The 26,753-nt window shown below is 65.0% G+C and carries 24 protein-coding genes; 13 read left to right on the forward strand and 11 right to left on the reverse strand.

The window, feature by feature from the left end; genetic code table 11:
• Positions 1 to 270: 270 nt before the first annotated feature.
• Positions 271 to 807: an ATP-binding protein gene (locus R2S09_RS37415; RefSeq protein WP_316745617.1), complete on the reverse strand. Its 537-nt coding sequence runs from the start codon at positions 805 to 807 to the stop codon at positions 271 to 273.
• Between the two features lie 148 nt (positions 808 to 955).
• Here R2S09_RS37415 and R2S09_RS37420 point away from each other — a divergent pair, with 148 nt between their 5' ends.
• Together R2S09_RS37420 and R2S09_RS37425 are read left to right on the forward strand one after the other, a co-directional pair.
• Positions 956 to 1,807, forward strand: coding sequence for a helix-turn-helix transcriptional regulator (locus R2S09_RS37420; protein ID WP_316745618.1), 852 nt, complete (start codon positions 956 to 958; stop codon positions 1,805 to 1,807).
• Positions 1,804 to 2,019, forward strand: coding sequence for a DUF397 domain-containing protein (locus tag R2S09_RS37425; RefSeq protein WP_316745619.1), 216 nt, complete (start codon positions 1,804 to 1,806; stop codon positions 2,017 to 2,019). The genes R2S09_RS37420 and R2S09_RS37425 overlap by 4 nt, the downstream gene beginning before the upstream one ends.
• Here the strand turns inward: R2S09_RS37425 and R2S09_RS37430 are convergent.
• The 10 genes from R2S09_RS37430 to R2S09_RS37475 all read right to left on the reverse strand — a co-directional run bounded on the left by R2S09_RS37430 (position 2,016) and on the right by R2S09_RS37475 (position 19,824).
• The gene (locus R2S09_RS37430) at positions 2,016 to 3,299 is read right to left on the reverse strand and encodes a hypothetical protein (protein WP_316745620.1); all 1,284 of its coding nucleotides are present in this window, start codon (positions 3,297 to 3,299) and stop codon (positions 2,016 to 2,018) included. The genes R2S09_RS37425 and R2S09_RS37430 overlap by 4 nt on opposite strands.
• Complete coding sequence (locus tag R2S09_RS37435; RefSeq protein ID WP_316745621.1) at positions 3,296 to 3,562, reverse strand: hypothetical protein; 267 nt, start codon at positions 3,560 to 3,562, stop codon at positions 3,296 to 3,298. The genes R2S09_RS37430 and R2S09_RS37435 overlap by 4 nt, the downstream gene beginning before the upstream one ends.
• A complete protein-coding gene (locus R2S09_RS37440; RefSeq protein ID WP_316745637.1) occupies positions 3,559 to 6,204 on the reverse strand; it encodes an SUMF1/EgtB/PvdO family nonheme iron enzyme in 2,646 nt (881 codons plus the stop codon). Before R2S09_RS37440 ends, R2S09_RS37435 begins: the two co-directional genes overlap by 4 nt.
• 5 nt (positions 6,205 to 6,209) lie before the next feature.
• Positions 6,210 to 6,986 carry a class I SAM-dependent methyltransferase gene (locus R2S09_RS37445; protein ID WP_316745622.1) on the reverse strand — a complete coding sequence of 259 codons (777 nt, stop codon included), beginning with the start codon at positions 6,984 to 6,986 and terminating at the stop codon, positions 6,210 to 6,212.
• Positions 6,987 to 7,388: 402 nt separating this feature from the next.
• Positions 7,389 to 8,267 (reverse strand): hypothetical protein, encoded by an 879-nt coding sequence (locus R2S09_RS37450; protein ID WP_316745623.1) that lies wholly within the window; start codon positions 8,265 to 8,267, stop codon positions 7,389 to 7,391.
• 40 nt (positions 8,268 to 8,307) lie between these two features.
• Positions 8,308 to 11,733: a hypothetical protein gene (locus tag R2S09_RS37455; RefSeq protein WP_316745624.1), complete on the reverse strand. Its 3,426-nt coding sequence runs from the start codon at positions 11,731 to 11,733 to the stop codon at positions 8,308 to 8,310.
• A gap of 368 nt (positions 11,734 to 12,101) precedes the next feature.
• Positions 12,102 to 14,627, reverse strand: a complete 2,526-nt coding sequence (locus R2S09_RS37460) for a DEAD/DEAH box helicase family protein (protein WP_316745625.1) — start codon at positions 14,625 to 14,627, stop codon at positions 12,102 to 12,104.
• Between the two features lie 54 nt (positions 14,628 to 14,681).
• On the reverse strand, positions 14,682 to 16,775 hold the full coding sequence (locus R2S09_RS37465) for a DNA methyltransferase (protein WP_316745626.1): 2,094 nt from the start codon (positions 16,773 to 16,775) through the stop codon (positions 14,682 to 14,684).
• Positions 16,776 to 17,112: 337 nt separating this feature from the next.
• Positions 17,113 to 18,252, reverse strand: a complete 1,140-nt coding sequence (locus R2S09_RS37470) for a PIN domain-containing protein (protein ID WP_316745627.1) — start codon at positions 18,250 to 18,252, stop codon at positions 17,113 to 17,115.
• A gap of 477 nt (positions 18,253 to 18,729) precedes the next feature.
• Positions 18,730 to 19,824, reverse strand: coding sequence for a DUF1152 domain-containing protein (locus R2S09_RS37475; protein ID WP_316745628.1), 1,095 nt, complete (start codon positions 19,822 to 19,824; stop codon positions 18,730 to 18,732).
• A gap of 81 nt (positions 19,825 to 19,905) precedes the next feature.
• On the opposite strand from R2S09_RS37475, the gene R2S09_RS37480 reads away from it, so the two are divergent.
• The 11 genes from R2S09_RS37480 to R2S09_RS37530 form a co-directional block, all read left to right on the forward strand.
• Positions 19,906 to 20,646 carry a GntR family transcriptional regulator gene (locus tag R2S09_RS37480; protein WP_316745629.1) on the forward strand — a complete coding sequence of 247 codons (741 nt, stop codon included), beginning with the start codon at positions 19,906 to 19,908 and terminating at the stop codon, positions 20,644 to 20,646.
• A 278-nt stretch (positions 20,647 to 20,924) separates the two neighbouring features.
• Positions 20,925 to 21,362 carry an ATP-binding protein gene (locus tag R2S09_RS37485; protein WP_316745630.1) on the forward strand — a complete coding sequence of 146 codons (438 nt, stop codon included), beginning with the start codon at positions 20,925 to 20,927 and terminating at the stop codon, positions 21,360 to 21,362.
• 89 nt (positions 21,363 to 21,451) lie between these two features.
• The gene (locus R2S09_RS37490; protein WP_316745631.1) at positions 21,452 to 22,180 is read left to right on the forward strand and encodes a GntR family transcriptional regulator; all 729 of its coding nucleotides are present in this window, start codon (positions 21,452 to 21,454) and stop codon (positions 22,178 to 22,180) included.
• A gap of 125 nt (positions 22,181 to 22,305) precedes the next feature.
• On the forward strand, positions 22,306 to 22,656 hold the full coding sequence (locus tag R2S09_RS37495; RefSeq protein ID WP_316745632.1) for a hypothetical protein: 351 nt from the start codon (positions 22,306 to 22,308) through the stop codon (positions 22,654 to 22,656).
• Positions 22,657 to 22,661: 5 nt separating this feature from the next.
• The gene (locus R2S09_RS37500; protein ID WP_316745633.1) at positions 22,662 to 24,035 is read left to right on the forward strand and encodes an FtsK/SpoIIIE domain-containing protein; all 1,374 of its coding nucleotides are present in this window, start codon (positions 22,662 to 22,664) and stop codon (positions 24,033 to 24,035) included.
• An 81-nt stretch (positions 24,036 to 24,116) separates the two neighbouring features.
• Positions 24,117 to 24,740: a DUF2637 domain-containing protein gene (locus R2S09_RS37505; RefSeq protein ID WP_316745634.1), complete on the forward strand. Its 624-nt coding sequence runs from the start codon at positions 24,117 to 24,119 to the stop codon at positions 24,738 to 24,740.
• 18 nt (positions 24,741 to 24,758) lie between these two features.
• On the forward strand, positions 24,759 to 24,950 hold the full coding sequence (locus tag R2S09_RS37510) for a hypothetical protein (RefSeq protein ID WP_316745635.1): 192 nt from the start codon (positions 24,759 to 24,761) through the stop codon (positions 24,948 to 24,950).
• Positions 24,950 to 25,141, forward strand: coding sequence for a mobile element transfer protein (locus R2S09_RS37515; protein WP_189904730.1), 192 nt, complete (start codon positions 24,950 to 24,952; stop codon positions 25,139 to 25,141). Before R2S09_RS37510 ends, R2S09_RS37515 begins: the two co-directional genes overlap by 1 nt.
• A 10-nt stretch (positions 25,142 to 25,151) precedes the next feature.
• Entirely contained in the window at positions 25,152 to 25,346 is a 195-nt protein-coding gene (locus R2S09_RS37520) for a hypothetical protein (RefSeq protein ID WP_100568067.1), read from the forward strand.
• Between the two features lie 14 nt (positions 25,347 to 25,360).
• Positions 25,361 to 25,618, forward strand: coding sequence for a SpdD protein (locus R2S09_RS37525; protein WP_316745636.1), 258 nt, complete (start codon positions 25,361 to 25,363; stop codon positions 25,616 to 25,618).
• A 131-nt stretch (positions 25,619 to 25,749) separates the two neighbouring features.
• A partial coding sequence (locus tag R2S09_RS37530) for a replication initiator (protein ID WP_316745638.1) occupies positions 25,750 to 26,753 on the forward strand: 1,004 nt, incomplete at its 3' end.

Below are 26,753 nucleotides of genomic sequence, written 5' to 3' on the forward strand. Positions count from 1 at the left end.
AATGGTGCGCGGCAAGCTCCTCGAACTGGCCGGCCACCCCGGATGGGGTGTCTGGTACGCCACCACAGAGGTCGATTCCGACGCCGGTCCCGACGGCGGCTCCTTGGACTTCGTGTCCCAGGTCACCGTCCACGACACCGAAGGCGGGATCTACGCCCAGCTGAAGCCACAATGACCCCGAGGGCGGTGACCACCTCATGCCGCCCTCCTCGCCACACGATCTCGAAATGCCCGAGACACGGCCGTCGGCAGGTGAGTCCGCTGGGCGATCTACGGCCTGCGCCCCACAGGCGGCACCTGGCAGGACAGTGCGCTGTGCGAAGCCGCGATGCCGGAATCAGTTCTGGTGGCCGGCTGCGCGATGGATCCGGAGCCGCTGATCGCGGGGCGAGCAAGAGCGATGTCCGCCCACACGGCCTTGCTGGACGGCGGCCATGGCTCGCTGCCCCACCGCACGGCCAGCGCCTCCACGAGGAGCAGACCGCGGCCCGTCCCGTCGGCAGGACCGGCGGCACGACGGACCAGGGGTGGGCAATCGCCGCGTGGGTCGACCACTTCGATACGTAGCGTGCCCGGGCTGTCGACAGTGAGCACAAGCCGGAACCCGCGACCCCGCACGCGCCCATGCGTGACCGCGTTCGCAGCCAACTCGGCGACGACCAGCGCCGCAGCCTCGCTCACCGAGCAGCCGGGCGGCCACCCCCACTCGTCGAGCTGCCGCACGGCCAGCAGCCGGGCGAGGCGGGCGCCGCGAGGCGTGGCACTGAGGAGCTGGCTGAATCGCTGGGTGGAGATTTCTGACTTCATGTCACTGAGCGTGGCCGCCTCGCTCTACTCTGACCAGGAAATCCTCCGGTACGGAGGGTGAGCGTACGGATGCGGAAGGTGTCCCGTACGGGGCGTCGGCCGTGACCTGGTGGGCGCGCGGGACGGCAGAGTGGATGTCGGGGTGGCGATGGCGGAGTCGCAGGAGACGTACGACGACGGTGAACAGGCCGGCGACCTGAACCGGGCGATCGGCAAGCAGGTCAAGCTCCTTCGGGAGCGTGCGGGGTTCACGCAGAAGGAGCTGGGAGACCGGCTCGGATACAGCGAGGACCTGGTCTCGTCGCTGGAACGAGGGAGACGGACACCGCAACGGGAGTTCCTGTCGGCGGCGGACGAGCTGCTGAGCGCCGGTGGACTGCTGAAGGCGACCATCGAGGACGTGGAGAAGGCCAAGGCGAAGGCGAGGGTTCGGCATCCGGCCTGGTTCAGGGACTACGCACGCCTGGAGCGCGAAGCGGTCGAGATCAACTTCTACAACAACCACGACGTCCCCGGTCTTCTGCAGACCGAGCGGCGAACCCGGGCACTGTACGAGATGCGCAAGCCCCTGCTGGACGAGGAGACCATCGAGCAGCGCGTCGCCGCCCGAATGGACAGGCAGGAGATTCTGACCGGCTGGCCACCGCCCTTGGTCACGGCCGTGATCGAGGAGGTCGTCTTGCGGCGCCCGCTCGGCGGACCGGAGGCGCACAGGGAGCAACTCGGACAGCTGCTCAAGCTCGGTCGGCTACGCAACGTAGAACTACAGGTGATGCCCACGAACCGCAGTGAACACGCGGGCATGGGTGGCCCGTTCGTACTCCTCACGCCCAGAGGCAAAGTCCAGCTGGGATACACCGAGGCGCAGAACTCCAGCCGACTGATCACGGACCCTGAAGAAGTACGTATCCTGGCCGCACGGTACGGCAGCATCAGGGCTCAAGCGCTCACCATGCGGGAGTCCCTGGCCCTGATCGAGGACTTGCTGGGGGAACGATGAGCACCGATGAACCCGCGCGACTCGTCTGGTTCAAGAGCAGCTACAGCGGCAACGAGGGCGGCGAATGCCTGGAGACCGCCTTCGAGCCCGGCACCGTCCACATCCGCGACTCGAAGGCCCCCGCCCGCGCCCAACTCGCTTTCCACCTCCCGCAGTGGACCGCATTCGTACGGTACGCGGGAGCGGCCGAGGCTGAGCACGTGCGGGGCTAGGCCTTGCCGTTCCCGCCCCTCAGGGACGACAGGACCAGGCGCCCGTATCGCGTCGTCAGGACTGCCGCTGTGGCGGCGACCGACAGCGCGAGCGAGGTGATCAGATGGGCCACGGAGTGGTCGTCGAGAACTTGCAGGATGCCAAGGGCCGTGCCGAGCGGCAGCCCGAGAATAGTGAGGACGCCGAGGGCACCGCTGATCTGTTGGCTCTCCTGCGTCTGTACGAGCCTGCTGTAGTCGGCCGCTTCGGCAAGGATCTCGCCGAAGCGTGCGGGCAGCCGGTGCTGGTTCTGGAAGGCGAGCAGGAGATCGTTCGCCGCGCCATGGGCGGTGAGGTGCTGCCGCCAGTAGGTGCTGCGGAAGACGGCGATGTTCCTCTCCAGTGTGGCGACGCGACGGGCCAGCCGCGAGGAGTTGAACACATCGGAGAGTTCGTCGGTGAGCTCGTCGATGTGATCGCGCTGGAGCGAGCCCAGGAGTAGAGCGTCGAGGTAGACGGTACGGGAGTGCAGCGCGCCGAATTCGAAGAAGTCGCCGGTACCCGTGTCGGCCCGGTGTCCGAGGAAGGCGGCCCCCTGACGCAGCACCAGCGCGCTCCAGTCCGCCGAGATCCGCACGGTGTCCTTGAGCTGCTCCTGGGCGGTCTCCGGAGGCAGCGGGAAGTCCTCCGGTGTGGATCGCGACGCCAGTTGCCACAGCCAGCGGTCCGCGGTGGGGGGCAGCGCTCCTTCGAGCCCGGCGCGCAGGGCGGGGGAGTGCTGGGCTGTAGGGGACATGAACGCGATGCTGTAGGGACGGGCGAGGGCGAACGGTGCGTCGGGATCGCGTACATCGGCGATGCCGGCGAGAAGCCGGGCCGGGTCGAACACACCGGTGAGCGGCTCCTCGACGGTGGCGGGACGCCGCCCGGACAGCGCCCGCAACACGGGAAGGAGCGGCCTCTCCACGCTGAAGTGCAGCACGGCGAGGGCATGTTCGGGATTGCGGGCGGTGGCCGCGCGCAGAAGTTCCATGCCGAGCAGGTGCAGACCGTCGTGCTTTTCGTCCAGCGGCAGGTGCCAGCGACGTGGTCGTCCAGGTGCCCCGTAGAGCGCGCGAGCGGATGCGGGGGCGAAGTAGGTGGACCGGGTCTGGGCGTCCGTGCGGCGACTGCCCAGCTCGAACGGAAAGGGGCCTTGGGGCCACCCGGGAACGCGCAGCAGCCGTACGGGCAGCACGACCGTCAGTTCCTGACGTGCGCCCGTGACCTCGTCGAGCAGGGGAACCCGGTTGCCGGTCACCGGTAGTACTCGGCAGAGTCGGGCTGGTTGAGACGGATGACGAACTCGGCCCGGTCGGGGCTTTCGGCGCTGACATGAAAGCGGACGCGTTCGCCCGTGCGGATGGTCCGGAATCCCTCGGTCACGATCTGGCGGTAGTCGAAGCTGTAGTACCGCTCGTCCTCGTCGTCCCGGACGATGTAGGAGCCGAGGGCCCCGTTCGGCCCTCCGCCGTTGGGGCGCCTGTCGACGATGGTTCCGTGACGCGGCCCGCCGCCGCTCATGCTGTCGTCTCCTCTGTCCCGGACGTGTCGACGTCCTGTACGCACCGGAAGCCGACCGCATTGCTTGCGCCGCGCTTCCGGTAGATGCCCTTGGTGCTGGTCTGTACCGCACGCATGGGGTTGTCGTAGCTGCCACCGCAGATGACGGCCTCGCCGGGGTCGTCCAGGCTGGTGGAGGTCCATTCCCAGCAGTTGCCCACCATGTCGACGACGCCGAACGGGGAGCGGTTGCCCGGCCGGTCATGGACGGAGGTCGCCCCGGCCCGGCGAACGGCGTCGCCTGCGAAGTCCCGGTACCAGGCCTGGTACGTCACGACAGGTCGCCCGACCCAGGTGTCGGCGCAGTTGACGCGGGCGCTGTCGGGCGTGTCGCCCCAGGGGAACAGCCGCCCGTCGGTGCCACGCGCGGCGGCCTCCCATTCGAGGGAGGTCGGCAGCCGTTTGCCCTCGAACGCGGCGAAGGCGTACGCGCTCCACCAGTTGACGCAGATCGCGGGATGGGAGTCGTAGCGTGGATTCTCGTAGTAGTCGGGCAGCCGCAGCCGGTCGGTCCACGGCCGATGCGTGATGCCGGAGGGCTGGTCGGGGTGGTCCCATCGCGAGGTGCCGTCCGCGTCGAGGGCGTCGAGGAAGCGGCGGTAGCGCGCGACGGTCACGGCATGGCGATCGAAGCGTACGGGGCGCTCGACGCGACGGATCAGCAGCCGTTCGGCCGGACCCACCAGGTACGCCCCGGCGGGCAGCACGCAGGCGTCGGTCGGCGGGCTGCCGGGCATGCCGGCGAGGAATGCACGCACCTGCTCGGTGAGGAAGGCGCCGACGGGGAGGCCCGCTGCCGCCTCCCGATTCGCCGGTTCGGTCAGAAACCTGGCGGCCAGCAGCTCCTGGTAGGCCGAGTGCGCGAAGGCGACGTGGTCGGGCCCGGCGGGCCGCAGCACCGGAGCGAGGACACAGGCGTCGAGATCGAGCCGTCCGTCGACGAAGGCATTCGCCCCCAACTGCCTGTGCAGGTCGAGGAGGGAGAACACGGTCCGGTCGCTGAGGAACGCGCGTCCGAACACGGCAGGCAGCCGCCGCTCCAGCCCGGGCTGCCCACTCTCGGCCAGCGTCCGCGTGAGGTGAGCGCCGACAATGTCCGCGAGAGGCTTCCCCGCGGGAAGGCCGAGAGCGGTGGTCAGGCGCTTCTCAAGAGGGGTCGCCTCGGGTTCGGACAGGCGTACGACATGGAAGTGCGGTACGCGCGATGGGTCGACGCCGTTGGCGTACATCTGCTCGACCAACTGCTCGGAGCGCCCCGCCCCACTGTCCAGTAGCTGACGTACTTGGGGCGAGTCCGCGAGGAAGGACACCCGCGAGCTCATGACCACCGCGGATTCGGCGGACAGGACGGCTGCGAGATCGGTGAAGAGCCGCAGGAACCCGGCGGGACTTGCCTCCTCGACTCCCTCGTCGACGGCATCGAGCACGCACAGCGCGGTCCCGGATCGGATGAGATAGAGGAAGAGGTCGTAGGCGCGCGAACGCTCTGACGCCATGGCCGGCGCGAGGAGGCGGGCCGCGTACTCGGAGAACGGTTCGTCCTTCGGTTTGAGGCCGAGGTCGAAGTAGAAGCGGAAGCGACGGGTCTCCGGGCTGACGGCCAACGAGCGCAGCAGCGTGCTCTTGCCGCTTCCCGGACGTCCGGTCACCAGGACGTTCGCGCTGCCGCGTGCCAGACGCGCCAGGAGCTCCGCCGCGTCGCCGGACTGTTCCACCTTCCACTCACCTGTGCGGGAGTCGGTGGTCAGTGCCGCAGCGGTGAGAGCGACCCTCGGCTCCACCGGGTCGTCGGCGGAGGCGACAGCGGCGAGGTGGGCGTCGAGATTGACGATGGTGTCGACGAACCCGTCGTACGGGACGATCCGGAAGTCCAGACCCAGCATCTGGTGCAGGGCGCCGGGTGCCGAACCCCCGTCATCGTCCAGAACGACGAACCGGGTGAGCTTGGGCAGCCGGGTCCGTAAGAGCTCGCCACCGTTGGAGGCGAGGACGGTACTCAGGTCGTCGGCATCGCGGGAGAGCATCAGCTCGACGTACTCCAGGCGCATCCCGGACTCGCGGCAGAACAGCTGGTACACGGTGTCGGGGCTCAGGATGAACCGCTTGGCCTGCCGGTAGCCGAGCGTGACGTACAGCCCGGCGAGGAACTCGCAGCGACGCGCCACCTCGGGCGCCATGTCGGGCTCACCGCCGAGCAGCGCCGCACTCCCGGTGTCGGTGAACCAGACGAGCACGTCGACGAGCCTGCGGACCGCCAGCAGCCCGTCCTCGTCGCTGATGTCGTAGCCGTCGTGAGTGGACCGGTTGCGAAGACGTCGGATGTCGTCGAGCGCATCGAGGACCGTGCTGCTGCGAATGTACGGCCGACACCGCTTGACCAGGTCGTTGAGAGCCTTGGTCGAAGGGTCGCCCTCGATCCCGTGGTGGCGCCACAGCTCCTTGAGCAGCTTCTCGGTCAGTTTCCCGATCAGGGCGACCGCGTTCTCGGGATAGCCGTCGTTCAGGGACCGTAACGGCCGTTCCAGGTCGAGGCCCAGCCGATCGGCGATCCGCGAGTGGTCGTCGAGCTCACCGCGCAGGCGCCGCAGCCGCTCGTCGACCATGGTGCTCACGGGCCCTCCCCAGGCCGCCGGCCGACAACGAACGCGAACCGATCGGGAAACACGAGCACCGGCTCCGGATGAGCGACGCGCATCTCCTCGATGCCCTTCTCGATCTCACTGTCGCTGAATGTGGAGAGCAGGGACATATAACGGGCACGCACCATGCCGAGGTACTTGTCCCGGTCGATGCGCAACTCGTGTTCGACGTAGCTGAGCTCGGCTTCCAGCCCGGCAGCTCGCAGGTGTCCCTCGATCACGGCTGGGTCCGGCTGCAACTCCTCAAAACGGGTGAGGGCAGCCTCGAAGAGGGGATAGTCGATGCTGGCCGGCAGCATGACCACCAGCAGTCGGCCGCCGGGCGCCAGCCGATCGGCCAGGCCACGGAGGGTGCCAGCCGGATCGGCGACATGATGCACCGACTCCTTCAGCCACATCGCATCGAACCGCTCGTAGGGCAGACGCACACGCCCTTCGGCGATGTCCTCGGCGGAAGCGACGACCGGCGTGAGGCCGACCGGAGGCGGTGTGCCGAGCTGACGGAGCATCGCCTCGGAGGGATCAACACAAAGGATGGGATGCCGAGGCTGGACCTGCCCGGCCACTTCCCTGGCGAACAGCCCCGTCCCGGACCCGATGTCGGCGATACGATCGGCGGCCGTCAGCTGCAGCGCCTCCGCGATCCGACCCGACATCCAGGGAACGTATCCCCGCCCGTACACCCAGTGCTCGTCATACTCGGCCGCGAGCCCCTCATAGTGCCCCCGCACCTCACGCCGCTCCACGATCCCCCTCGTGACCCCTCATGTGTCGCCGCTTGCGGCGCACAGGACGTAGGGCAGGCTATCGCGGGTGCTTGGGGGGCAACAGTCCGTAACTGGACAGTGGGTGGGGTGTTGAGGACTTGGGTTGGGTGGCCCGTGGGATCGCCTTGGACGAGGCGATGCTGTGCAAACGGCTCCGGAGGCCGTTCACCGATGGGACGTATGCCCTGGTCAGAGCTTCGCTGCGTCCTGATAGCAGCGTCTCTGTCCACAAATAGGCCGCGGCCGCGAACCGAGCCTAACGACGAAAACGCGGGCTGGGCTTAGCCTCGGCCGCCGGCCATGAGCCCACCATCACAAGATCACTGACGCCCGCGGGCGGTCAGACGGTGGCCTTCACCGGTGAGAAGTGCGGAGGAGAACTCAGGCCGAGCCGACCAGGGGAACTAGCCGGTCGAGCAGCTGGTCACGGGTGCACTGGTGTTCCTCGTAGATCTTCCGCGCCTCCTGGAGCAACTCGCCGACCTTCTGACCCGGTTCCACTCCGAGCGTGTCGATGATGTCTCTTCCAGTGATGGGCAGGAGCTTGGAAACTTCGGTGAGTAGCACGCGTTCGATGCACTGACGGGCGGCGAATTCCAGATCCGACTCGTTCGTAATCCTCAGGACCTTCCTTATCTCGTTCTCGCTCCGTCTGAACAGCGCGACCGGGTCGACAGTGTTCCGCCCCATGTCGCTCGCTACAGTGGAGACGATCTCGTGGAAGCGGTGGGCGGGCCAGTCGCGCGAGATCCGGTCCTCCCATTGCTGGCATATCTGGGCGCGTGCGTCGTCAGCCCTGATGTCTTCGACCTGCTTGGTGAGTTGGCTAACGAATTCACAGGCTTCGACCAGCAGGACGTGGAGGGCCCGTCTCCAGTCCTCGTCGGAGCTGGGGAGCAGAACGGCGCACGCCCCTTCGAACCAGTCAGAACAGGTCTTGAGGATCCCCCGGTCGTGATTGCCCGACGCCGGGTTGATGGTGTGCTGGGACCACGTCCGAAGCGCGTGCACGAGCCGCTCGTGTGCGCGTATCTCCGGCAGGTTCTGGACGGCTGGCCGGTCCATCAGGAACTTGACGCCGACTCTCCCGGCTTCTTTGTAATGGCTGTAGAGCCAGCTCGCGGTTCTGATGAATGCAAGTTCTGGCGCGGCGTCGACGTTTGGGGTCGGCAGCGAGACGGTTCCGAACACCGGAGTGGCGCTAGCGAGCAGTGCGCGGGACAGATCATCGATATGCTCGCGGAGCCGGACAAACTCCACCAGCTGATCCTTAGGAGTGTTCGCAGTCCTTGACACAGGGTCAGCGCTCCTGTCGCCGGGTGTGGAGGAACGACTCGGGATCGGCGATGATGCCCAGTAGGTTGAAGCCGATATGGAAGTTGCCGAGGTTGGCGCCGGATTTGAGTTCGCGGCCCCTGAACTCCGATGGAATGAACTTCACACGTCGGCGCAAACTCTCGACGTAGACCTCGCCCCGGCGTAGGTCGCTGGAGAGCCGGGCGATCTCGCCGCTGAACAGCTGAGGGTTTCCGTGGCTGTCCGACGCGAGGTAGGAACGGATGATCCGCCGCCGTCCCCTGACCTCGTCGGACCGCGTCTCGAGGTCGGAGAAAGTCGAGAAGGCAGCACCGAGATCCCCTCGATGAAACTCCGCGATGCCGCGGATGAAGGTCAAGGGAATGTCCCGGTAATTGGGCCCGGCGTCCTCGATTGCGAGGATTAGTCGGAGTGCCTCCTGCCATTGCTCCTGGTTGAATGGCAGGCACTCCCGTTCGTCGCCGAACAGGCGCTTACCCGCATTGTGTAGCCACCAGAGATCCAGTCTCAAATTGAGACATCTGCTGTCCCCGGATACCAGCTCCTCGTACGTGTCGAGATAGTCCAGAGCATGAGAGATCCTTTGGTGCGTCGGTGAATCAAGCGTCCCCTTGATAGGTATGGACGCGATCGCCCGAGCCCTCAGATATACGCCTGCCCCCGACCCGCGTTCGACTAGTGCCTGGAAAGCCTCATCCGCCAGCTTGAGGTTGTTGGCCTTGGTGGCGAACTCCATGCGACGCCTGTGGTAGTTCTGGACTTGGCTGGGATCGAGATCCTCGGGCGACAGCGCCTCAAAGGCGCTGAGAACGTCCACAATCGCCTCTGAGCGGCCTTCGTCGCTCAGTGAATCGAGAACGTCGCGGGTTGACCAAGCGAGGACGTCGAGAGGGTAGAAGCTGTCCTGCTCTTCTTCTCGTGCTAGCGCGAGCTCCTGTTTCGCTCGCTCGAAGAAATCGACTTGCTCGGCTGTCCGGTGTTCACTGCTCATGATCTGAGCCTGGGCCGCGTAGGTGGACGCCAATTCGACCCGCAATTTGCTCCTCAGTGGAGACAGCGCATCGGGCCGGAACTGGGTAAGAGCGATGTGCAGGACCTCTGCCGCGGTCCGTAGCGCCGCTCCCGCCTGTGGCAGGTTGTGAGTGCTTTCTTCCTGGTGCTGGTTGTTGCGTGACCATATTGCGAATTCCCGCAGTAGGTTGGCCTCCTGCAGCATCAGCCGGGGATTCTCTAGCCCGCGTTCTTCGCGCAACTCTCGGAGTGCATCGGAGATGCGTGGAAACTCCTTGCGGTAACGAAGGGGTTCGGGGCCCTGGGCACCCATGACTCGGACCAGGTCGGCGACGAAATCGATCTCGCGAGCACCGGAGATGGCATACTCCGAACCGCGAGCCTCAACGACCAAGCGCAGTGCGTAGTCCAGTTCGCGAGCGGTTGTCCCGAGCCGACTGGTGACGATGAGCTGGGCCTCCAGACGGCTTCGGGATCCCAGCCTAAAGTTCCCTTCGTGGTCCTCCTCCCAGCGCACCAGATCAACCTCGTCGAAAAGGCGGGCGACGTTGAAGTAGCCCGGCCTTCCGGTGGCTCGGATCAGTAGCTCCAGTGGCACGGACAGCCCGAACTGGCCGGCGACCATGACAAGCGCCGTCAATTCCTCCACGACCGTGAAGTTCTCAGAATCCGTAGTGTTGGCGGCTACGCTGTCAAGGGACAACTGGGGAATGAGGCCCGCCTTCAACAGGGCATAGCCCAGCGCCGTCTTTGGACTGTCCTTGGCATCCGGCCGGGAGGCCCGTTTGACCAGGTTCCGCTCGACTTGCTCCAACTCGCGGACAACACCTCTACGGACGGTTGCCCGGGTCGGCGGGAGCAGGCGATAGAGGAACGCGAGGAAGCTTGCTTCCAGGCTGAGCTTGCGCTCGACAATCTGGGCCAGGCTCTCGTCGAGCGCGGTCAGAAATTCCGCTATACGTCGTGGCTCATCGGCCATGAGCACAGCGGGTGCCTCGACGTAGTCCTTACGGCGTTTCCACGGGATCTTGGTTACGTCAATGCGATAGCTGCTACCGACGAGGACTACGCGGCGTCCACGTCCGGAAAACCGTCGGGCGATATCCGCGTACCAGTCCATATCCCGCATCGCGTCCCAGATGATGATCGTACTGTCCGCTCCTTCTCTCTCGGCCCACTGGCAGAAGGCGTCCAGGGCGGGCAGGGCGGAGGTACCGACACTCTGGCCGAGATGTATCACCGGGTACCGGCGGCGGCTGGCGAGGGCATACGCCACGCTGGCGAGTGCCACGCTTTTGCCCGTCCCGGTCCCCCCGTGGAGGACGAGCGGCCGGTCTGAGATCTCTCGCCGTGCGGCGCGATTCAGGACTCCCTCCTCGATGCGTCGCTCGAAATCCCGGTGAAACGCGAAACCCCGCCCGATCCCCTCCCAATCAATGCTGGCCGGTGACGAGCCGAGGAAGTGGCGGAATGCGGAGTAGCGGGCATCCGCGGAGACGGGAGCCGGTGTGACGAGCACGGCTTCGCTAAGCAGCTGGGCATTTGAAGACAGCGGTACCCATAGATCCCGGGGGACCGAGTGACTGCCGCCGCCGAAGCTGACGAGGCGCTGGAGATCACCTTGTTCGACGAGGGGGTCTGTGGTGATGAGCCCCGCAGAAAGGCCCTCTTCCAACACAAGGGCGAGTGGTTGGTCGTGGACCACTAGGCACCCGTCAGCTGCCAGCTCGGCCAGCATTGGGTGCTTCAGCAGCTCGTCCGTGGCGGAGAAGAGATGACACTGTCCGCTCTCCATCTGGAGAACCAGGCCGGCTAGATCTTCGACCGTTAGCCAGTCGCCAGTGGTGTACCCGTCGATGGCCAGGGTGCCGAGCGGCCCGAGTGTCTCAACCATCCTGTAGGCCAGAGCGTTTGCCACGGTCCGCCGCTTCAGCTTTTCGATCCTGGATGCCGGGAACCGCTCGTCCGGCTCTGTTCTGGCCGTGCATCCGTAGAGGTAGGTGCAGTGGAGCCGCCGCCGGTTGCGTGGATCGGTGGGCTTATACCGCTCGCTGAAGATCCGCTGAACCTCTCGCCAGGGTTTCTCGAACACGCTCGGCCAGATACTGTCGATGGCCGAGGACCACACTCCGACCCACGGGTAGTCCGAGATGACGTCCAGTTGCTCGGATGGAGCAAGCTGGTTGCACCGCTCCTCAAGCCAGTTGGCGAAGCCAGGCCCGGCATCGCCTGCCGTGAGTAGAACGTCGTAGCCGTCGACGTCCCCGCCGAGTTTCTTTTGTGCCAATGAGAGGAGTGGGTCGTCCAGGCCGCCAAGGCGCAGATGGCTCTGACCAAGCAGAAGCCCGGCCGGGCCGTGGTTGATCCTGTCGATGAACGCCTGGGTTGGACGGTCCATTCAGGTCACTTCCCAGCCAAAGTCTGACGGTTTCCCGCGAAGCTTAGCCTGTTGAAGATGGGCCTGCCGCACAATCGGGTGACATCTGAACTGGCTTGTCCTCCAGGCCGCGTGACCGCACCCGTCACCCGAACCTGCATCAGGCCCGATCCTCAAGAGACAAGTTGATACCCCCGCAGCCTTCCGAGCCATCAGCTCGACTCGCTTCAGATGTCACCTGGCCACCGCAGTCTTCCTCCGTCGCCCAGTTCTCAATCAACAACTGCCGTCCCACGCTGAGGCCATGGGACGGCGGACAAGACGCTGGTCCCCATGCTTCGGAACTAGGCCCGCGGCTCTACGGACCACCAGGAGAGCGACGACTCCTGTCAGCAATACAACGTTCCTAGCCTCTCGAAAAGGTCTTCAATCTCGCTCACCTGCTGAACAGCTAGTGCTGCGGCAGCATCCTCGACTCTGACAAGGTTGAGACGCAGTAGCCTCCCATCCTGTCCCTTCGCTACTGCATCGATCCGGGCATACTTTTCTCCGTGCTGCTGCGCGTACGCCGCCAAGGCACGAAGCTTGTCCACCCCGTCCGCAAGGTGGGTTCCGTGCGGGTCAACGATGGAAACCGATAGTTCGCCACCAGAGCTCCGGTGAAAGAAAAGAAAGTCAGGGTAGACTGCGTTTTTTGCAGCATCGACGTAGGGGATTCGCAATGCGCGCCTCCCAGATGACGGATTGCGATACCATCCCACCAATTCTGGGTCCGCCAGTTCAGCGTCCAGGATTTCTCGTTCCCATCCATTCACTGTGTGGGGATAGAGGCCATCAGCCTTACTCGCGTAGAGATGAAGTGGGTCACTAGATGCGTTCTCTGACGGCCGAGCAGTCACGGCATCTGGAAGAATCAAGCGTGTTTCTTCCGCGCTTGCAGATTGTTCCCTCAGTTCGTCGTACTCTGCGCGTCGTGCGGCGTGTAGGGCGTCGATACGGCGTCGGTACTTGCGATCCAACTCTCGCACGTAAGTTGCTGCCGTGGACTCGACCGCACCAAGCGCATCTGGGTCCTTCGTGAGCGCGATAATTTCGCCCTTAGCTGTTGTGAGATCGCGATGACTTTCGTACCCACGGGCTAGGTACTCGTCTGCGATCTGGTCAGGCCAAAGGCGACAAGCCCTGCGATACTCCCGCTCCACTCCTCGGGGATCGAGGGGCACTGCATCGCCCTCGATAACCTTGGTCTGACCTGTCGTGAGGTCGTGCGTGGTTGCAGTCATGCGCACTGTGGTCGTCGCTCTGATCACCCGGTCAAGCTCTCCGGTTGCCCGCAACGATTCGATACGGCCCGCCATGGCGCCCAACATCACCTCGTTGGCCTGCATGGGAGCATCTTCGTCTATGGCGTCATAGGCAAGAAGGTGCGCAAGCTTTCGGAGGCGCGTGATGTTTGAGCGGCTTCGCTGCGCCGGCTTGGTGTACGTGGGCAGATCGGTAACCGTCTCCCAGACGTCCTCGGACACTGCCGGGTTCCGTGGACACGTGATCAGCGATGTAACCGCCTCGGATGCACCGACATCTTCAGACTGCGCACCCTCGTGGAAGGCCGCGGCCACAGCTTCAACTTGCTTTGTATCGAAGTATGGCAGGAAGACGGCAACAGTATTCAGCGTCTCATCATCGTCGATTCGGCGAGCAAGTGGAGTTCGCACCATGCGCCCCAAAAGCTGGGCGATATACGTCGCATCGCGCGCGGTGCGAAATGACAACAGAACTTCGGCTCGGGGGCAGTCCCAGCCTGTAGTAATCGCTTCTTTGCAGAGTACGACACGGGCTCTGCGGTCATCCTGGACAGCATGCGGTTCCACGTAACGTACGGCAGCCCCGCTTGAAAGCGCAATATGGCCGTGCGCGACGCCGTCCCATTCGCCGAAGGTGTGAACGATGCTGTCTGTTGTCAAGCCAGGCCAGGCGTCTTTCAGGGAGGCTACTAGGTCGCTGACTTCCTTAGTGGATACCTTTGCCTTGACCTGGACCACGAGGATCGGTATCGGGGCCTCTTCGTCATTCGACTCCGCGTAGGTCGCCCATTTAGCCTCGTATTCACGCACGGCACGGACCGCTTCCACGGTAAGAGCCGTGTCCGCGGCTGGGCCCCCCTGGGGATTGTGTAGGACGATGATGTCCTTCACAAGACCGGACGCACGCACGTCAGCTACGTCGACATTTACCCCTCGCTGAACGCGTGAGGGTTTCCGTGCGGCGGCCATCGCTTGCTGAAACTTTTCCGGAGTAGCCGTAATGCCCCACACGACGGGTGCCGCAGCTCTTTGGCGATCCGGGTCCCCGGAAATGATCCGGCTGATGATCGTTGGACGATCTGAGCCATTGCCCGTGCCGCGATGAGCCTCGTCAATCACAACTAAGAACCGACCGCCACGGCTACGCGAGGTATTACTTATTGTGTCCCATAGCGACCATCGTCGCCGGTCCGTTCTACTCTGTTCATAGAGGGAACCACGACGCAGTTTCTGGATGTTCAGAAACGACACGGTATTGGGCGGAAGGAACTCGGAATCGAAAGCCCCGTCAATCGTGAGCAGCTGAGGGCCTGCGTGCAGAAGGGACGAAGCGGAGTACATCTTGCGAAGCGTCTGTATGTTCAGCGAAGGGTCGTCGGTTACCCAGAGCACCGTAGCGCCGTCGAGCGCTGGCCTTCCAGTCTCAGGATCACCATGAAAGAGACGCTCAACGACTGCTGTCGCGATTACCGTCTTACCTGCTCCGGTAGGAGCCACTAGGGAGACCGACTGATGCTCGCCTGACTTCTTGTACTCTTCGTTAGCCCGGTCAAGTGCAGTGAGCAGTTCGCCGGCAGCTGCCTCTTGGTAGTCCTTGAGTGCGTATTTCACGCTGCCTCCTCTTCTGCTACATCGACGGTGCCAATCTCAAAGCTCGTTAGGTAGTCATCCCAGAGATGTACCGCCTCCACTCCCGTCGGGAGTTCCGCAGCCACTTGTGCGAAAACTGCAGCCGATCGACTGACTAATGAAGGCATGTCTCACGTCGCGCCGACTTTGAATGGATCGCACAAAGGGTCTCGCCCTACTTGCGTTGAAGAGCACCCCGTACGTTGCACCCTCCGGAAGGGCCCACCCTGTCGCATCTACGCGGTCGATCCGGGAGCCGGTAGCGTCAGCCTTTAGCCAGAGCAGAGGGGCAATAGCCTCAAAAGCGAGACCAAGACTTACAGAGTCCCGATCCAGGTACGCCAGGCGGAAGAACTCGACGTTTTCATGGAATCCATCGGCCATGGAGGTGCCATCCAGGTACGCCCCTGGTACGGGCCTATTTTGTGGATTGCGTCCGGTGATAGCGGCTCGGACCCTAGGCCACGTAATATGTTCAGCGATGCCTTGCTCTTCCCAAGCAGGGTCTCCAGGAACGTGACCAGCCGCGCGTAGAGCCGTTGCCTGCTCCGGGCCTACTTCATTGTTCGTCACCAGGATGAAGCGCCGGCGCCCGCCGTCCTCTGCATTCAACTTGGCAACCGCATGTCCCGTGGTACCGGAGCCCGCAAAGAAGTCGAGTACTACAGCGTCCGGCTTATCTCCTACCGCGATACGCAGTGCATCGACTACAGCGTAGAGAGATTTGGGAAAGGGGAATGGGCGCCCGGTAAGTGCCTTTACGAGTTCCGTGCCGTGCTTCCCCGCGGCATGGGAAAGACGGTTCCAGACAGTCTTGGCTGTCCGGATGCGCGGGGTTCCATTGTATTCAACCTGTACGACCCCGTTCGCATCCCGGCCGGTCAGGATTAGTTCGCCAGTGTCTATCATGTTGGCTAGGCGATCAGGGAGATACAGTACTGACCACCGGTCGCGCTTGGCGTTGTACTGGCCAACACGAACATGGCCAGCCTCTAGTTTCCGGAGGAAAGATTCGCGGCGCATTCGCCAAATGCCTTCCCTCCCGTCTGTCTTCAGCGGCCATAGCAGAATGATTCCAGGTGGAGCCGGGACGGTACGCCAGTCTTCATCAGGTGCTAGGGGCTCTCCCGCGCCTACTATATGACGCTTTTTTGGGTCCAAATACAGAGGATAGAACCAAGTCGGAACATCGACACGCGATGAATTCGAGTTGACTCCGCCACGCAACAGCCACTCCCAACGGACCTTCTTCTCCAATTTTTCGACGTCGGAGATAGGCTGTTCGGGCTCCCGTCCCTGTTCACCCAAGAGGTCATCGGCTACACGTGAGGGAACTGCCTTACCTATGAAGACGAAGAAGGCGAATTCCTCAACCCGTGACAATTCAGATGCCCGTGGTGAGCCGTTAGGGTTCATGACGATGGTGACCATCTGCCGTACAGCAGTCGGGAAAATCTGCTCCAAGAGGCACCCGAGGTGGTGAACCTCCTTAGCATCGATCGTAACCACCAGCACTGAAGACTCGGGGTTCAGTAGATCTCTGGCGAGCAGCAGGCGGCGTTCCATGAATGCAAGCCACTTGCTGTGACGGTAGCCATCCTGGCCATCTACGTAATCGTTGTTGTAGCGCCAGTCGCGAGCCCCCGTGTTGTATGGGGGGTCGATGTATATGCAATCGACCTTCTCACGATGCGTGTACCTTAGGGTTTCAAGGGCATGGTGGTTCTCGGCATTGATGACCGCGCTCCAAGCGCCCTCGGGGGACCCATTCTCGACGCGGGCTACGGACTGAAGCCCCGGATAGAGTGGTTCACCAAAGACGGCGACCGGCATCAGGTCCCCGACAGGTACAGCTAATGTGGTTTCGCTACTGCTCGACTCGGTGATGTATGCAGTCTCACCTTGAATTGCTGTTACCTGCCAAATACCCTCATCGCCAGGCCGATCACGCCGCATCACTCGGGCTCCAGCCACGACCGGCGTACCCGGGAGGGCGGTGTGCTCGGGCAGGTGCCTTTCAAAGAAGATGCCGAACTGTTGCCGGTCCCGGATGCGTGCTAGTTCGGCCCGTATGACCTGCGCTGCGTCCTGGTCGCCGAGATTGCTTAAGACATCGTCGATGTAGGCCATCCTGGCCGGCCCCCCTGTAGGTCCTGCTCGTGCTGTCGATCACAGGCGTGAGGGACCGTCATATCATCCTAGGGGCACCTTTGTTGAGTCGTTGCGTGGCTTCTCGTCCCTGCGCGAGGCGTACGGTAGAAGGTGCTGGCTGCAGCGCTCGGCATGCTTGCGTTCATGTGTCAGGCTCGTGACGTGCGGCGATGGGTGTGGGCATGAGCTAGTGGAGCTCCGACCCGCCCCTCAGCATGGTGGAAGCGCTGCAAGCTGGTCGAGCCGTGGCTCTCCGTCTCTCTGGTAGCTGTGTACCGCACGGGTCTGGCCCACACGGTGTCTGCCAGCAGGCCTGTCACAGGGCAGGACCGCCCCTCTCGAAGGTCAATTCAATCTTCCCTGTGGCGCCGTCGACGGTGGCATGGAACGTTAGTTGTACATCTCGTTCGACAAATGCCCACACAGTGTGATTGTTCCATTCACCATCATGCAGCTCAACTTCGCTTTGCTCGTCGTAATAGACGGACTTATCCATGAAGCCGTCAAATTGCACCTGAGCTTGCACAGTCAAGATGGCTAGGGCATCACCTGAATCGTAGCTTCCATAAGAAGATAGCGCGATGGTCTCGATCTTGGGCTGCACGTTCTCAATCGTTATTGATTGCAATGCGCTCGGCAAGTCGATATCTTCGAATTGCAGGCTATCGGACCATTCATACTCCGGGTTCGCTACGCGGGCTCCCAGTAGCTCTTCACATGCCCCGATAACCGCATGGCGTGTACGAGCGTTTATTTCGATCATAGGTGGAATGGTGGAGGTGTCGGGGCTCAATGAATCGGCGACTAGTGGTTGCAGTGCTTGAAGGTTCTTGACTCGCTTGATTGTAGGGTGCGGTACTCGCAGGTCTGCCAGTAGATCGGAACTAAGGTTTTCGTCGTCTCGGTCGCAGAAGTCTTTATGATTGTTCGTAACGACAACTAGTAGGTCGTTACTTTCCAGGTCTCTGGATGCTTCAACTATACTCATCCAAATGAGAGTGTCGCGGTAGCCGTCGGGTCCTCTCTTCTCCGGGTCTACACCTTTGTTTCGGAACGGCTTCCTCTCGAGTAGCGCGCGGTTTATCAATTCCTCGTGTGAAACTTCAGGTAGTGGGAGAATGCGGACTTTGGATGCGCTTAGTTTCTCCCTGAGGCGTCCTTCAAAGCCCTCGGCCTTCTCGCGCACGGAGCTCTCAAGGTCTTTATGTGCTGGGAGAAGGTCAACATCTAGACGGAGCGCCCGCAAAGGAGCAAGGCCGGTGCGCATGCTTCGGATCGATTCGTCCAGACTGCGGCTGTAATGGCGTATGGTTTCTCGGATGACGATTTCGGGAACCCATAGAGCGATCTTCCCTTGACTGGACTGTAGCAGCAGAGTTTTCCACGCCTCATTCTCTAGTGAAAGGTCAGAGTAGAAGCATGAGGTATCAACGACGACAGTCGGTTTACTTGACACTCTTACCTACTTCCGTAAGGAATTTATGCCGGAGAGGGAACCGTGCGCACGGCATACCTCAAGCGGCTCCGACCCACGGGCAGGGCGTTTGGCCCAGACGCTGCTTTTCGGAGCGATCTTAGGTCGGCGGAGCGGGTTTGGCCGGTGGCCTGCCCGGTCTGGGGTCGAGCATGATCAGGGGGCCGTACGCTGGTTGGCAACTCGGGCAGGCTTTGGACCTGCCCGCAATGTGCACGAGTGGCCCCCTGGTCTTGCTCGACGCGGGACCCGGACCGGGGAGGTGGCTAAAGCCGTGGAGCCGACCGCCCCAGCCGCGATGTACCCCTCTCTGGCATCAGGCGGCTGCTTGCTCTGAGCGCGGCACGGGCGCCGGCCGGGCTGGAGCGGGACGAAGGCAGGAGCGCAGGCCCGGCCGGGGGCCGGGCCGCGCGCGGCGAGCGGAGCGAGCCGACTTGAACCCGTGAAGAAAGTTGTTACTCAGGCCTCGTCTGGGATTCGCCAGAGGGGCGCGTCGTACTGCTCCGGTCGGCTGCTGATGAGGAGCTGCCGCAAGTCGTCGCGCTGCAAGCCGCTGAGATTCAGTGCCTCCGTGATGCGGCGGAACGTCGTGTGGGTGACTCCGCGGGCTCGGGCTTCCGCCTCGAACTGGTCGAGTTGGGCCCAGATCCCGGCCGGGTCAAACTTCGTGGGCTGCTGCTCCTTCAGCCACAGGGCCTTGTTGCGCTCGTAGTCGATCTCCGAGTAGCCGCAGATCTCGCGGCTGCAGGCCACGGCCTCGTCCAGGTGTGCGGTTGCCATGATGGCGCGGGCCAGCTGGTTGCGGCTGGCAGCGTCGTCCAGGTCGACCTCGTGCACCGTAGGGCTATCGTCCGTGAGCGGTACGGGGAGGCCTGCGTCTCTGATCTCGCATGTGCCTCTTACGCCCCTGGCCGTCGCCGCGAGGAGCGCGGTCGCTTCGGACGGGTGCCATTCCAGGACTGAGCTGATCGCCTCCACATCGTTCGCGGTGAATGTGTGGACGACGGGGCCAAGCACGTCGCCCAGGTCCGCCGGCGGGAGTTCGCCGTCCAGCCCCGGACCCGCTACCAGAAGCCGCACAGGTGCATTTACCTGGCAGCACGCAGCCAGACTGAGGGCGTCGCCGAGTGGGCTCTTCAGTGTCGGTTCGTCGCCCCGCGCGAGGATGTCCCCGCCCACGTCCAAGAGGTCGATCGACTCGGGCTCCAGGTGGCTCACAAGGTCTTCGAGTTGGTGCGTGAGGCCTTCTGCTCCCTGGTAGGGGTCGAGCAGTGCGAAGGTGTGCGGGAGTTCCGCTGCGAGTCGGGGGAGTGTGGAGCCTGCGGGCGCGATAGGACGGGCCTGCGCCGGCACTGCCCAGACGGCCGGGGAGAGGCGCTCCAAGCCGGTGAAGTCGGCGGCCCGCCGCGGGCCCGGTAGTGGATCGATCAGGAGGCGGTCCCACGCGTACGTGAGGATCACCGCCTGGTCCTCGTCGCCGTAGAGGGCGGCGTGAAGCATTGCGGCGGCGACTGCGTCGCCACCTCCTCCTGCTGCGACGATCAACCGCGTCATGCGATCAGACTACGGGTTCACAGGTTGACCACTCACTCTATAGTGGCCAGAGGCCATAGCCACTTGGACAAGGAGGGGAAGATGCCTCAGATCGAAGAGGCTCAGCCGAAGTATCTCCAGATCGCCCACTACATCCGTGATCAGATTCTCCGGGGCGACCTGCGGCCGGGGGACGAGGTCCCCTCGGAACGGCAGCTCGCCGCGGACTGGAAGGTGTCCCGGCCGACGGCCGCGCGGTCACTGGAAGCGCTGAGCCATCAGGGCTTGGTCGAGAAGCGCCAGGGTTCCGGAACGTACGTGCGCGGTCTTGAAGTGAACCGGCGTGCCCGGGAGTTGTACGGGCGAGCCCGGCAGACGGGGAAGATCTACACGCCCGGAGAGTACGCGGTGATCACTTCGGCTGGCTGGCTGGAGGCTCCGGACTACGTCGCTGAGGCCTTGGGTCTGGCGAAGATTCGTCGAGCTGTGCACCGTCGGCGCGTGACGAACAATCAGAGCGGTCCGATCACGCTGTCCACCTCGTGGTTCGCTTCGGACGTCGGCGAGCGCGCGCCCAAGCTTACGGATCCCGAGCGGATCCAGGAGGGGACGCTCATGTATGTCGAGAGGATGACCGGGCGTCAAGGCAGTTACGCGGAAGACCGCATGTGCGCTCGGACCGCCACGGACGAGGAGGCGGCCGACCTGCGATTGGAGCCGGGATCCGCGGTTCTCATCGTCCATCACGTCGTCTTCGACCTCCAGGACCGGCCTCTGGAGTTCGCGGAAGCCACCTACCCGCCTCACCGCTGGGCGTTCGAGCAGGGCTACCCGCTCACCTGACGGCTTGCCAGTTGCGGCGAATCGCTTGCGTCGCCGAAGTGGCTAATGCCACCATCCAGGAAGTGGCTAAGGCCACTTGGATGAGAAGGAGGCGCGACGTGACGAGTCGGCGGCCGGAACAAGATGCGCGGTTAGCTTGCCGCGGGTGTCGGGGGCGTGGTTGGAAGCGCGTCGGCTCCCGGACGGCGCTGGCGCTCTCCACGGCCAATGACCGCAGCCGTGCCACGTCGAAGCGGCGCTGCCTCGACTGCGACGGCAGCGGCAAGGAGTGAGCACGCATGGCCTACACGATCGACCGTTACCCCTGCGAGGACTCACCGCGGCTCGGAGCGATGACCCTGCAACCTGTGCCGGAGTCCGTGCCCCGCGCCCGACGTTGGTTCCGGAAGTTCATCGCTCCGTACAACCCGGCGTGCTCGGTCGACGACTGCACGCTGATGATCTCGGAGCTGGTGACCAACGCCATCCGCTACGGGAAGTCGGATGATCCCTGGCTGGTACGAGTCGAGTGGTTCCGCGAGGGAAGCTCGCTCCGCGTCGAGGTGCACAACCCGGGTTTCCCAGCGAACGTGCGGCTTCGGCAGCCGGAAGCGAACGACGCTCACGGGCGGGGGCTGCTCTTGGTCGACTCGATCGCCGACTCCTGGCACTCCGGGCCAAGCCACCTCGGCGGAACGGTTGTCTCCTTCGTGGTGGCTGATGCCTGGCCGGCGTGATGGGATAGCCCACCCCTTCTACTGTCGGTGTGAAAGTGTCGCTAGTCTGGTTGACCAGTTGACTTGGCCAATCCCGACAGGCGGCGTTCATGGCGTATGAAGTGGAGCCACCGAAGTACGTGCGCCTCGCGCAGACGCTTCAGCGTCGCATTGAGGACGGTACCTATGCGCCGGGCAGTCGTGTGCCCAGTGAGAACCAGCTGGTACAGGCCTTCGGAATGTCCCGCCCGACCGTCGTCCGGGCGCTGGAGTTGCTGAAGCGGGACGGTTGGCTTGAGTCCCGGCAGGGATACGGCACGATCGTCCGCGGTCGTCCGGAAGTCGTCGAACGGAAGGACCGGCGGGGGCGTGAGGCGCTGGAGCGCGACGAGTCGCAAGGCGCGGGCCGCCTGATCGAAGTCAGACACGTGCCTGTTCCGGCTCGGATCGCCTCGACCCTTGGCCTCCCGAAGAAGGCCGAAGTCCTCATGCGCCGCTTCTTGGTCGAGGAGGATGGCGAAGCTGTCGAGTTGGTCTCGTCGTACTTCCCCGCCGGCCTGGTCGAGGGCACTGAACTGGGATCTGATGCACCTCTGAGTGGGAGTGCCCGCGAACACGTCGAAGCGCGAAAGAAAGTCCGTTTCGACCACGTGATCGAGCGTGTGTCTGCTCGGCTGCCTGAGGCCAGTGAGGCCGAGGCGCTGGATCTACCGGACGGCGTTCCAGTGCTGAGCGTCCTGGTTGTCGCGTGTGACGCCTCCGGTCGATCGTTGCAGGTCTCTGACGTGCTCATTCCGGCTGACCGGCAGGAGCTCGAAGACACCTACCGCTTGAACTGACCCGTTTCTGGGGGGACTTACCCCCGATAGTGACTTGACAAGTCAACTTGCCATCCCTAGCTTCGAACTTGCTAAGTCAACTTGTCAGGCCGACAGGTTGATCGACTTCAGAAGGAGCAATCCCTGTGCGTGTGATCCGCGTTGACGCCTCAGCCGCCACGATCCTGCTCACCGAGGCTCCGGCACCGAAGGTGCGCGACCGGCAGACCGGTGAGATCGCCAAGGACGCCGTGAGCGGCGAGGCACTGATGACCGTCGGCGTCGTCTACATCGAGGAGGGCGATTCGTCGCTGATCCAAGTCACCATCCCCGAGAGCGGTGTGACGGACGGGCTGACCGTCGGCGCCCCGGTCTCGTTGCCGGGTCTGGTGGCTCGGCCGTGGGAAAGCGTCTTCAACGGCCAGCAGCGGCACGGCATCGCCTACCGGGCGACCGCCGTTGCTCCGGGCGACTTCCCGAGGGCTCAGGTGGGCTGATCCCCGTGACGGACCCGGTGACGTTGGCCGAGCTGGGCGGTCCGCTTGCTGCGATAGGCGGCGCCGCCTATGCCCGGCACGCCTACCCCGCGGCGTACTGGTCCACGGTCGGGCTGCCGCTCTCGGTGGCCCGGCTGCTGGCCTCGTACTCCTCGACCATGGACGCCTGCGGCCTGACCGTGAAGCCGTCCCGGTGGCGGGCGCTGGCCGTCCGGGCGACCACCCGCCGAGAGGTCCGGCCGGTGCCTCCTCGGCGAGGCATCATCCGGCCCACCGCGACCGGCCTGCGCCTGCGTCTGAGGCTGGCTCCCGGGCAGGAGCCGGCGGACGTGGCGGCCTCCGCGGAACGTCTGCGGCACGCCTGGGGCGTCCACGCCGTCCACGTGCGGGACATCAGGCCTGGCGTCGTCGAACTGCGACTCGTCGGCTTCGATGTGCTGCGGAAGGTGCGGATGCCCCGTCGGGCCAATGGCAGCCCGCTTCAGGTCCCGGTGGCGTTACGGGAAGACGCGACCGCGTTCGTACGGGACTACCGGACCGTTCCGCATGAGCTGGTGCTCGGCGCCACACTCTCGGGCAAGTCCATGTACCTGCGGAACCTGCTGACCGGGCTTGCCGCTCAGCCGGTCGTCCTGGTCGGCATCGACTGCAAGCGTGGGGTCGAACTGGCGCCCTTCGCACCCCGGCTCTCCGCCCTGGCAACGGATCCGGAACAGGCGGCCGAGCTGCTTCCCGCACTGGTCAAGGAAATGGAGGACCGATACGACCTGATCAAGGCCCGGCAGGGCATCGCGCCCGGCACCCCGGAAGAGCTGATCACCTCGGACGTCTGGGGACTTCCCCAGGACGAACGTCCCGCTCCGATGGTGCTGTTCATCGACGAGGTGGCCGAACTCTTCCTCGTCGCCACACGGAAGGAGGAGGAACGACGGGACGAGATGGTGACCCAGCTCATCCGGCTCGCCCAACTCGGCCGGGCCGCCGGGATCTACCTCGAAGTCTGCGGTCAGCGCTTCGGCGCCGAGCTGGGCAAGGGCGCGACCATGCTCCGCGCTCAGCTCACCGGACGCGTCTGCCACCGGGTGAACGACGAAGCCTCGGCCAAGATGGCGCTCGGCGACATCGCCCCTGAGGCCGTCCTCGCGGCCTGCGCCATCGCCCCCGAGCTGCCCGGCCTGGCCGTCATCGGCGACACCTCCGGCGGCTGGTCCCGCATCCGTACCCCTAACCTCTCCCTCGCCGATGCTGCGGCTGTCTGCCGCGCGACGGCGGACCTCGCCCCCGACGTACCGGCGCTCGATCCCTTCCGGCCGTACGTCCCACCGGTGCCGGTGGAGACGTCCGGGCCCGTGGCCACAGCTCGCCCGGTCACCGAGTAAGCGCACCCGTCCACGGCCGGCACGGCCGTCCCGTGCCACGCCCCTACCCCCTCCACGCCTGGAACCGGAAGGAGTCGCGCCGTGCGTGCCCTGCCCGTCCGCCTCGACGCCGTACTCGTCCAAGCACTGATCGCCGCCGCCTTGTCCTTCGCCCACCTGCACGACCTGGCCTCGGCTGCCGGACAGCACGGATGGAAGGCATGGGCGTACCCGGTCTCCGTCGACCTGCTGCTTGTGGCGGCCTGGCGGCGACTCCGCTCCGGCGGCGGGAAAGCGGCCGGGTGGTGCTGGTTCCTCGTCGCACTGACCGCCTCGCTCGGCGCCAACGTCGCCACGGCCGGGCTGCTCGAACTGGGCGCCGTGCCGGCCTGGCTGCGCATCCTCGTCGCCGGATGGCCCGCGGTCGCCTTCCTCGGCGGAACGCTGCTCGCCCACAGAGCAACCGCAGACGCCCCAACGGCGGAGCGCGAGTCGGCGCCAGAACCCATGGCGCCCGAAGCCCCTGCACCCAAATTGCCCACTCCGGAGCCGGAACCGGCTCCGCCCCCGACACACCCGGTTCCGCCGGCGCTCGTCACGCTCGCGCGCAAGGTCGCCGACGAACACCACGCCCGGACCGGAACACCCATCGACACCTCGACCCTTCGTGCCCGGCTCGGCGTCCCGCTGCCGCTGGCCGAAGCCATCGCCGCCCAACTCACCTGACCCGGAGGACCTTCCACCGTGCGCCCGTCCACGCTCCGCGCGCTCAACCGTGCCGCTGAGCTGACCCGACAGAACCGCCTCACCGAAGCCGTGCTCATCGCCGAACCCGTGATCCTCACCGCCGACAGCTACGAGGGCGACGAGATCTTGCGCTGGCTGGCCGAGCACGTCACCGACTTCACCGGCGAAGACCCGAGGGAGACCCGCTGATGGCCGCCAACCGCCGCTTCCGCAACGTCGCCCGCATCGGACCCGTCCAGGTCGCCACCTACTACGACGGCCAGGGCCGCGAGAAGCACACCGCCGCCTGCACGGCTCCGCGCTGCGGCTTCGCCACGGACTACGACAGCCGCGCCGCCGCCGAGCTGGCCGCCCGTACCCACCGCTGTGCCGTCCGCTGAAGGAGCTGCCGTGACCGTCTCGCTGCCGCTCGTCTTCGTCCTGGGCGTCATCGCCTGGGCCGCGATCAAGTTCCTCGGCGTCCGGCTCTGGGTCGCCGTCGTGATCGCTCTGTTCGGCTTCTGGCTCTCGCACACCTTCCTCGCCCCCGCCATCGAATCCGGCACCCGTTCCGGGGTCGGCGTCGTCAACGGCACCCACGAATGACAAGGAGGTCCGCCGTGCTCCGCCCCAAGCTGCCCGACATCCCGACTCTGCCACCGACAACCGTCACACCTCAGCAGGTGCAGGCCCCGGCCTCCTCCGCCGGCCGCCCGGTCGTCCCGTACGTGGGCGTCGGTGTCGGCGCGGTCGCCGCCGTGGTCGTCGTCGGAATCGTGCTTACCGCGCTCCTCGCGGCGGTCGCCGTCTCGGCCGTGTCCGTGGCCATCGCCGCCGTGGTTCTGCGCTCCCTCCCCAGCAGCGCGAACAAGCGCTGACCGGCCGCCGGGGCGGCAACACGCCGCCAAGCATCCCGCCGCCCCGGGGCCGTCCCTCCCGACAGCCGAAACAGCCGAAAGGAACTCCCATCATCACCCGGCAGACTCCGCCCCCGATGGCGGAACTCTCCATGCTGGCCTCCCTCGGCACCATGCCCGACCTGGCCCACCAACTGTCCGGCCTGGGTGGCTGCACCCACCCCGTACGCCTCGACGGCCACCGCACCGAATACGCCGTGGACCAGACGACCGGCGAGATCGGCCGCGTCCTGCACCACCTGGACTCGTCGACGCTGCCCTCCGGTCAGCTCCTCGTCCGGTGCAACAATCGCCGCGCAACCCGGTGCGCTGCCTGTGCCGAGACCTACCGCCGCGACACCTACCACCTGATCACCGCCGGACTCCGCGGCGGCAAGGGCACCCCCGAACGGGTCGCAACCCATCCGCGCGTCTTCGCCACCTTCGCCGCCCCCAGCTTCGGCCCGGTCCACAACCGCCCTTCCGGCAGCCGGGACTGTCGCTGCGGCGCCCGGCACGAGGAAGGTGACGCCGTCCTGGGGACGCCCCTCGACCCGGAGACCTACGACTACGAAGCGGCCGTCCTGTGGAACGCGCATGCTGGGGCTCTGTGGCGGCGGTTCTCGATCTATCTCCGCCGGGAGGTCGCCAAGCGGGCCGGCCTCACGCAGCGGGCGTTCCGAGACCATGCCCGGATCTCCTTCGCGAAGGTGGCCGAATACCAGAAGCGGGGCGCCGTCCACTTCCACGCCGTGATCCGCCTCGACGGCCCGGAGGGCGGCGACTCCTCGCCTCCCGCCTGGGCCACGGCCGAGCTGCTGACCGATGCCATCCGGACCGCTGTCACCACCGCACGAGTCGCCGGACCGGTGATCGACGACCAGGCACATACCTTCGTCTTCGGTCGGCAGCTCGACGTCCGCACGATCCGCTCCGCCGACTTCGATGACGGCCAGGAGCTGACTGAGCGAGCCGTAGCGGCGTACATCGCCAAGTACGCCACCAAGGGAGCAGAGGCCACGACCGGCAGCCTGGACCGGCCGATCAGGTTCCTCGCCGAGCTGGCCCGAGCACGGATCACTGAACACGCCCGGCGCATGATCCGAACCGCCTGGAC

This window comes from Streptomyces sp. MK7 (genome assembly GCF_032658145.1).
Lineage (GTDB): Bacteria > Actinomycetota > Actinomycetes > Streptomycetales > Streptomycetaceae > Streptomyces > Streptomyces spiralis.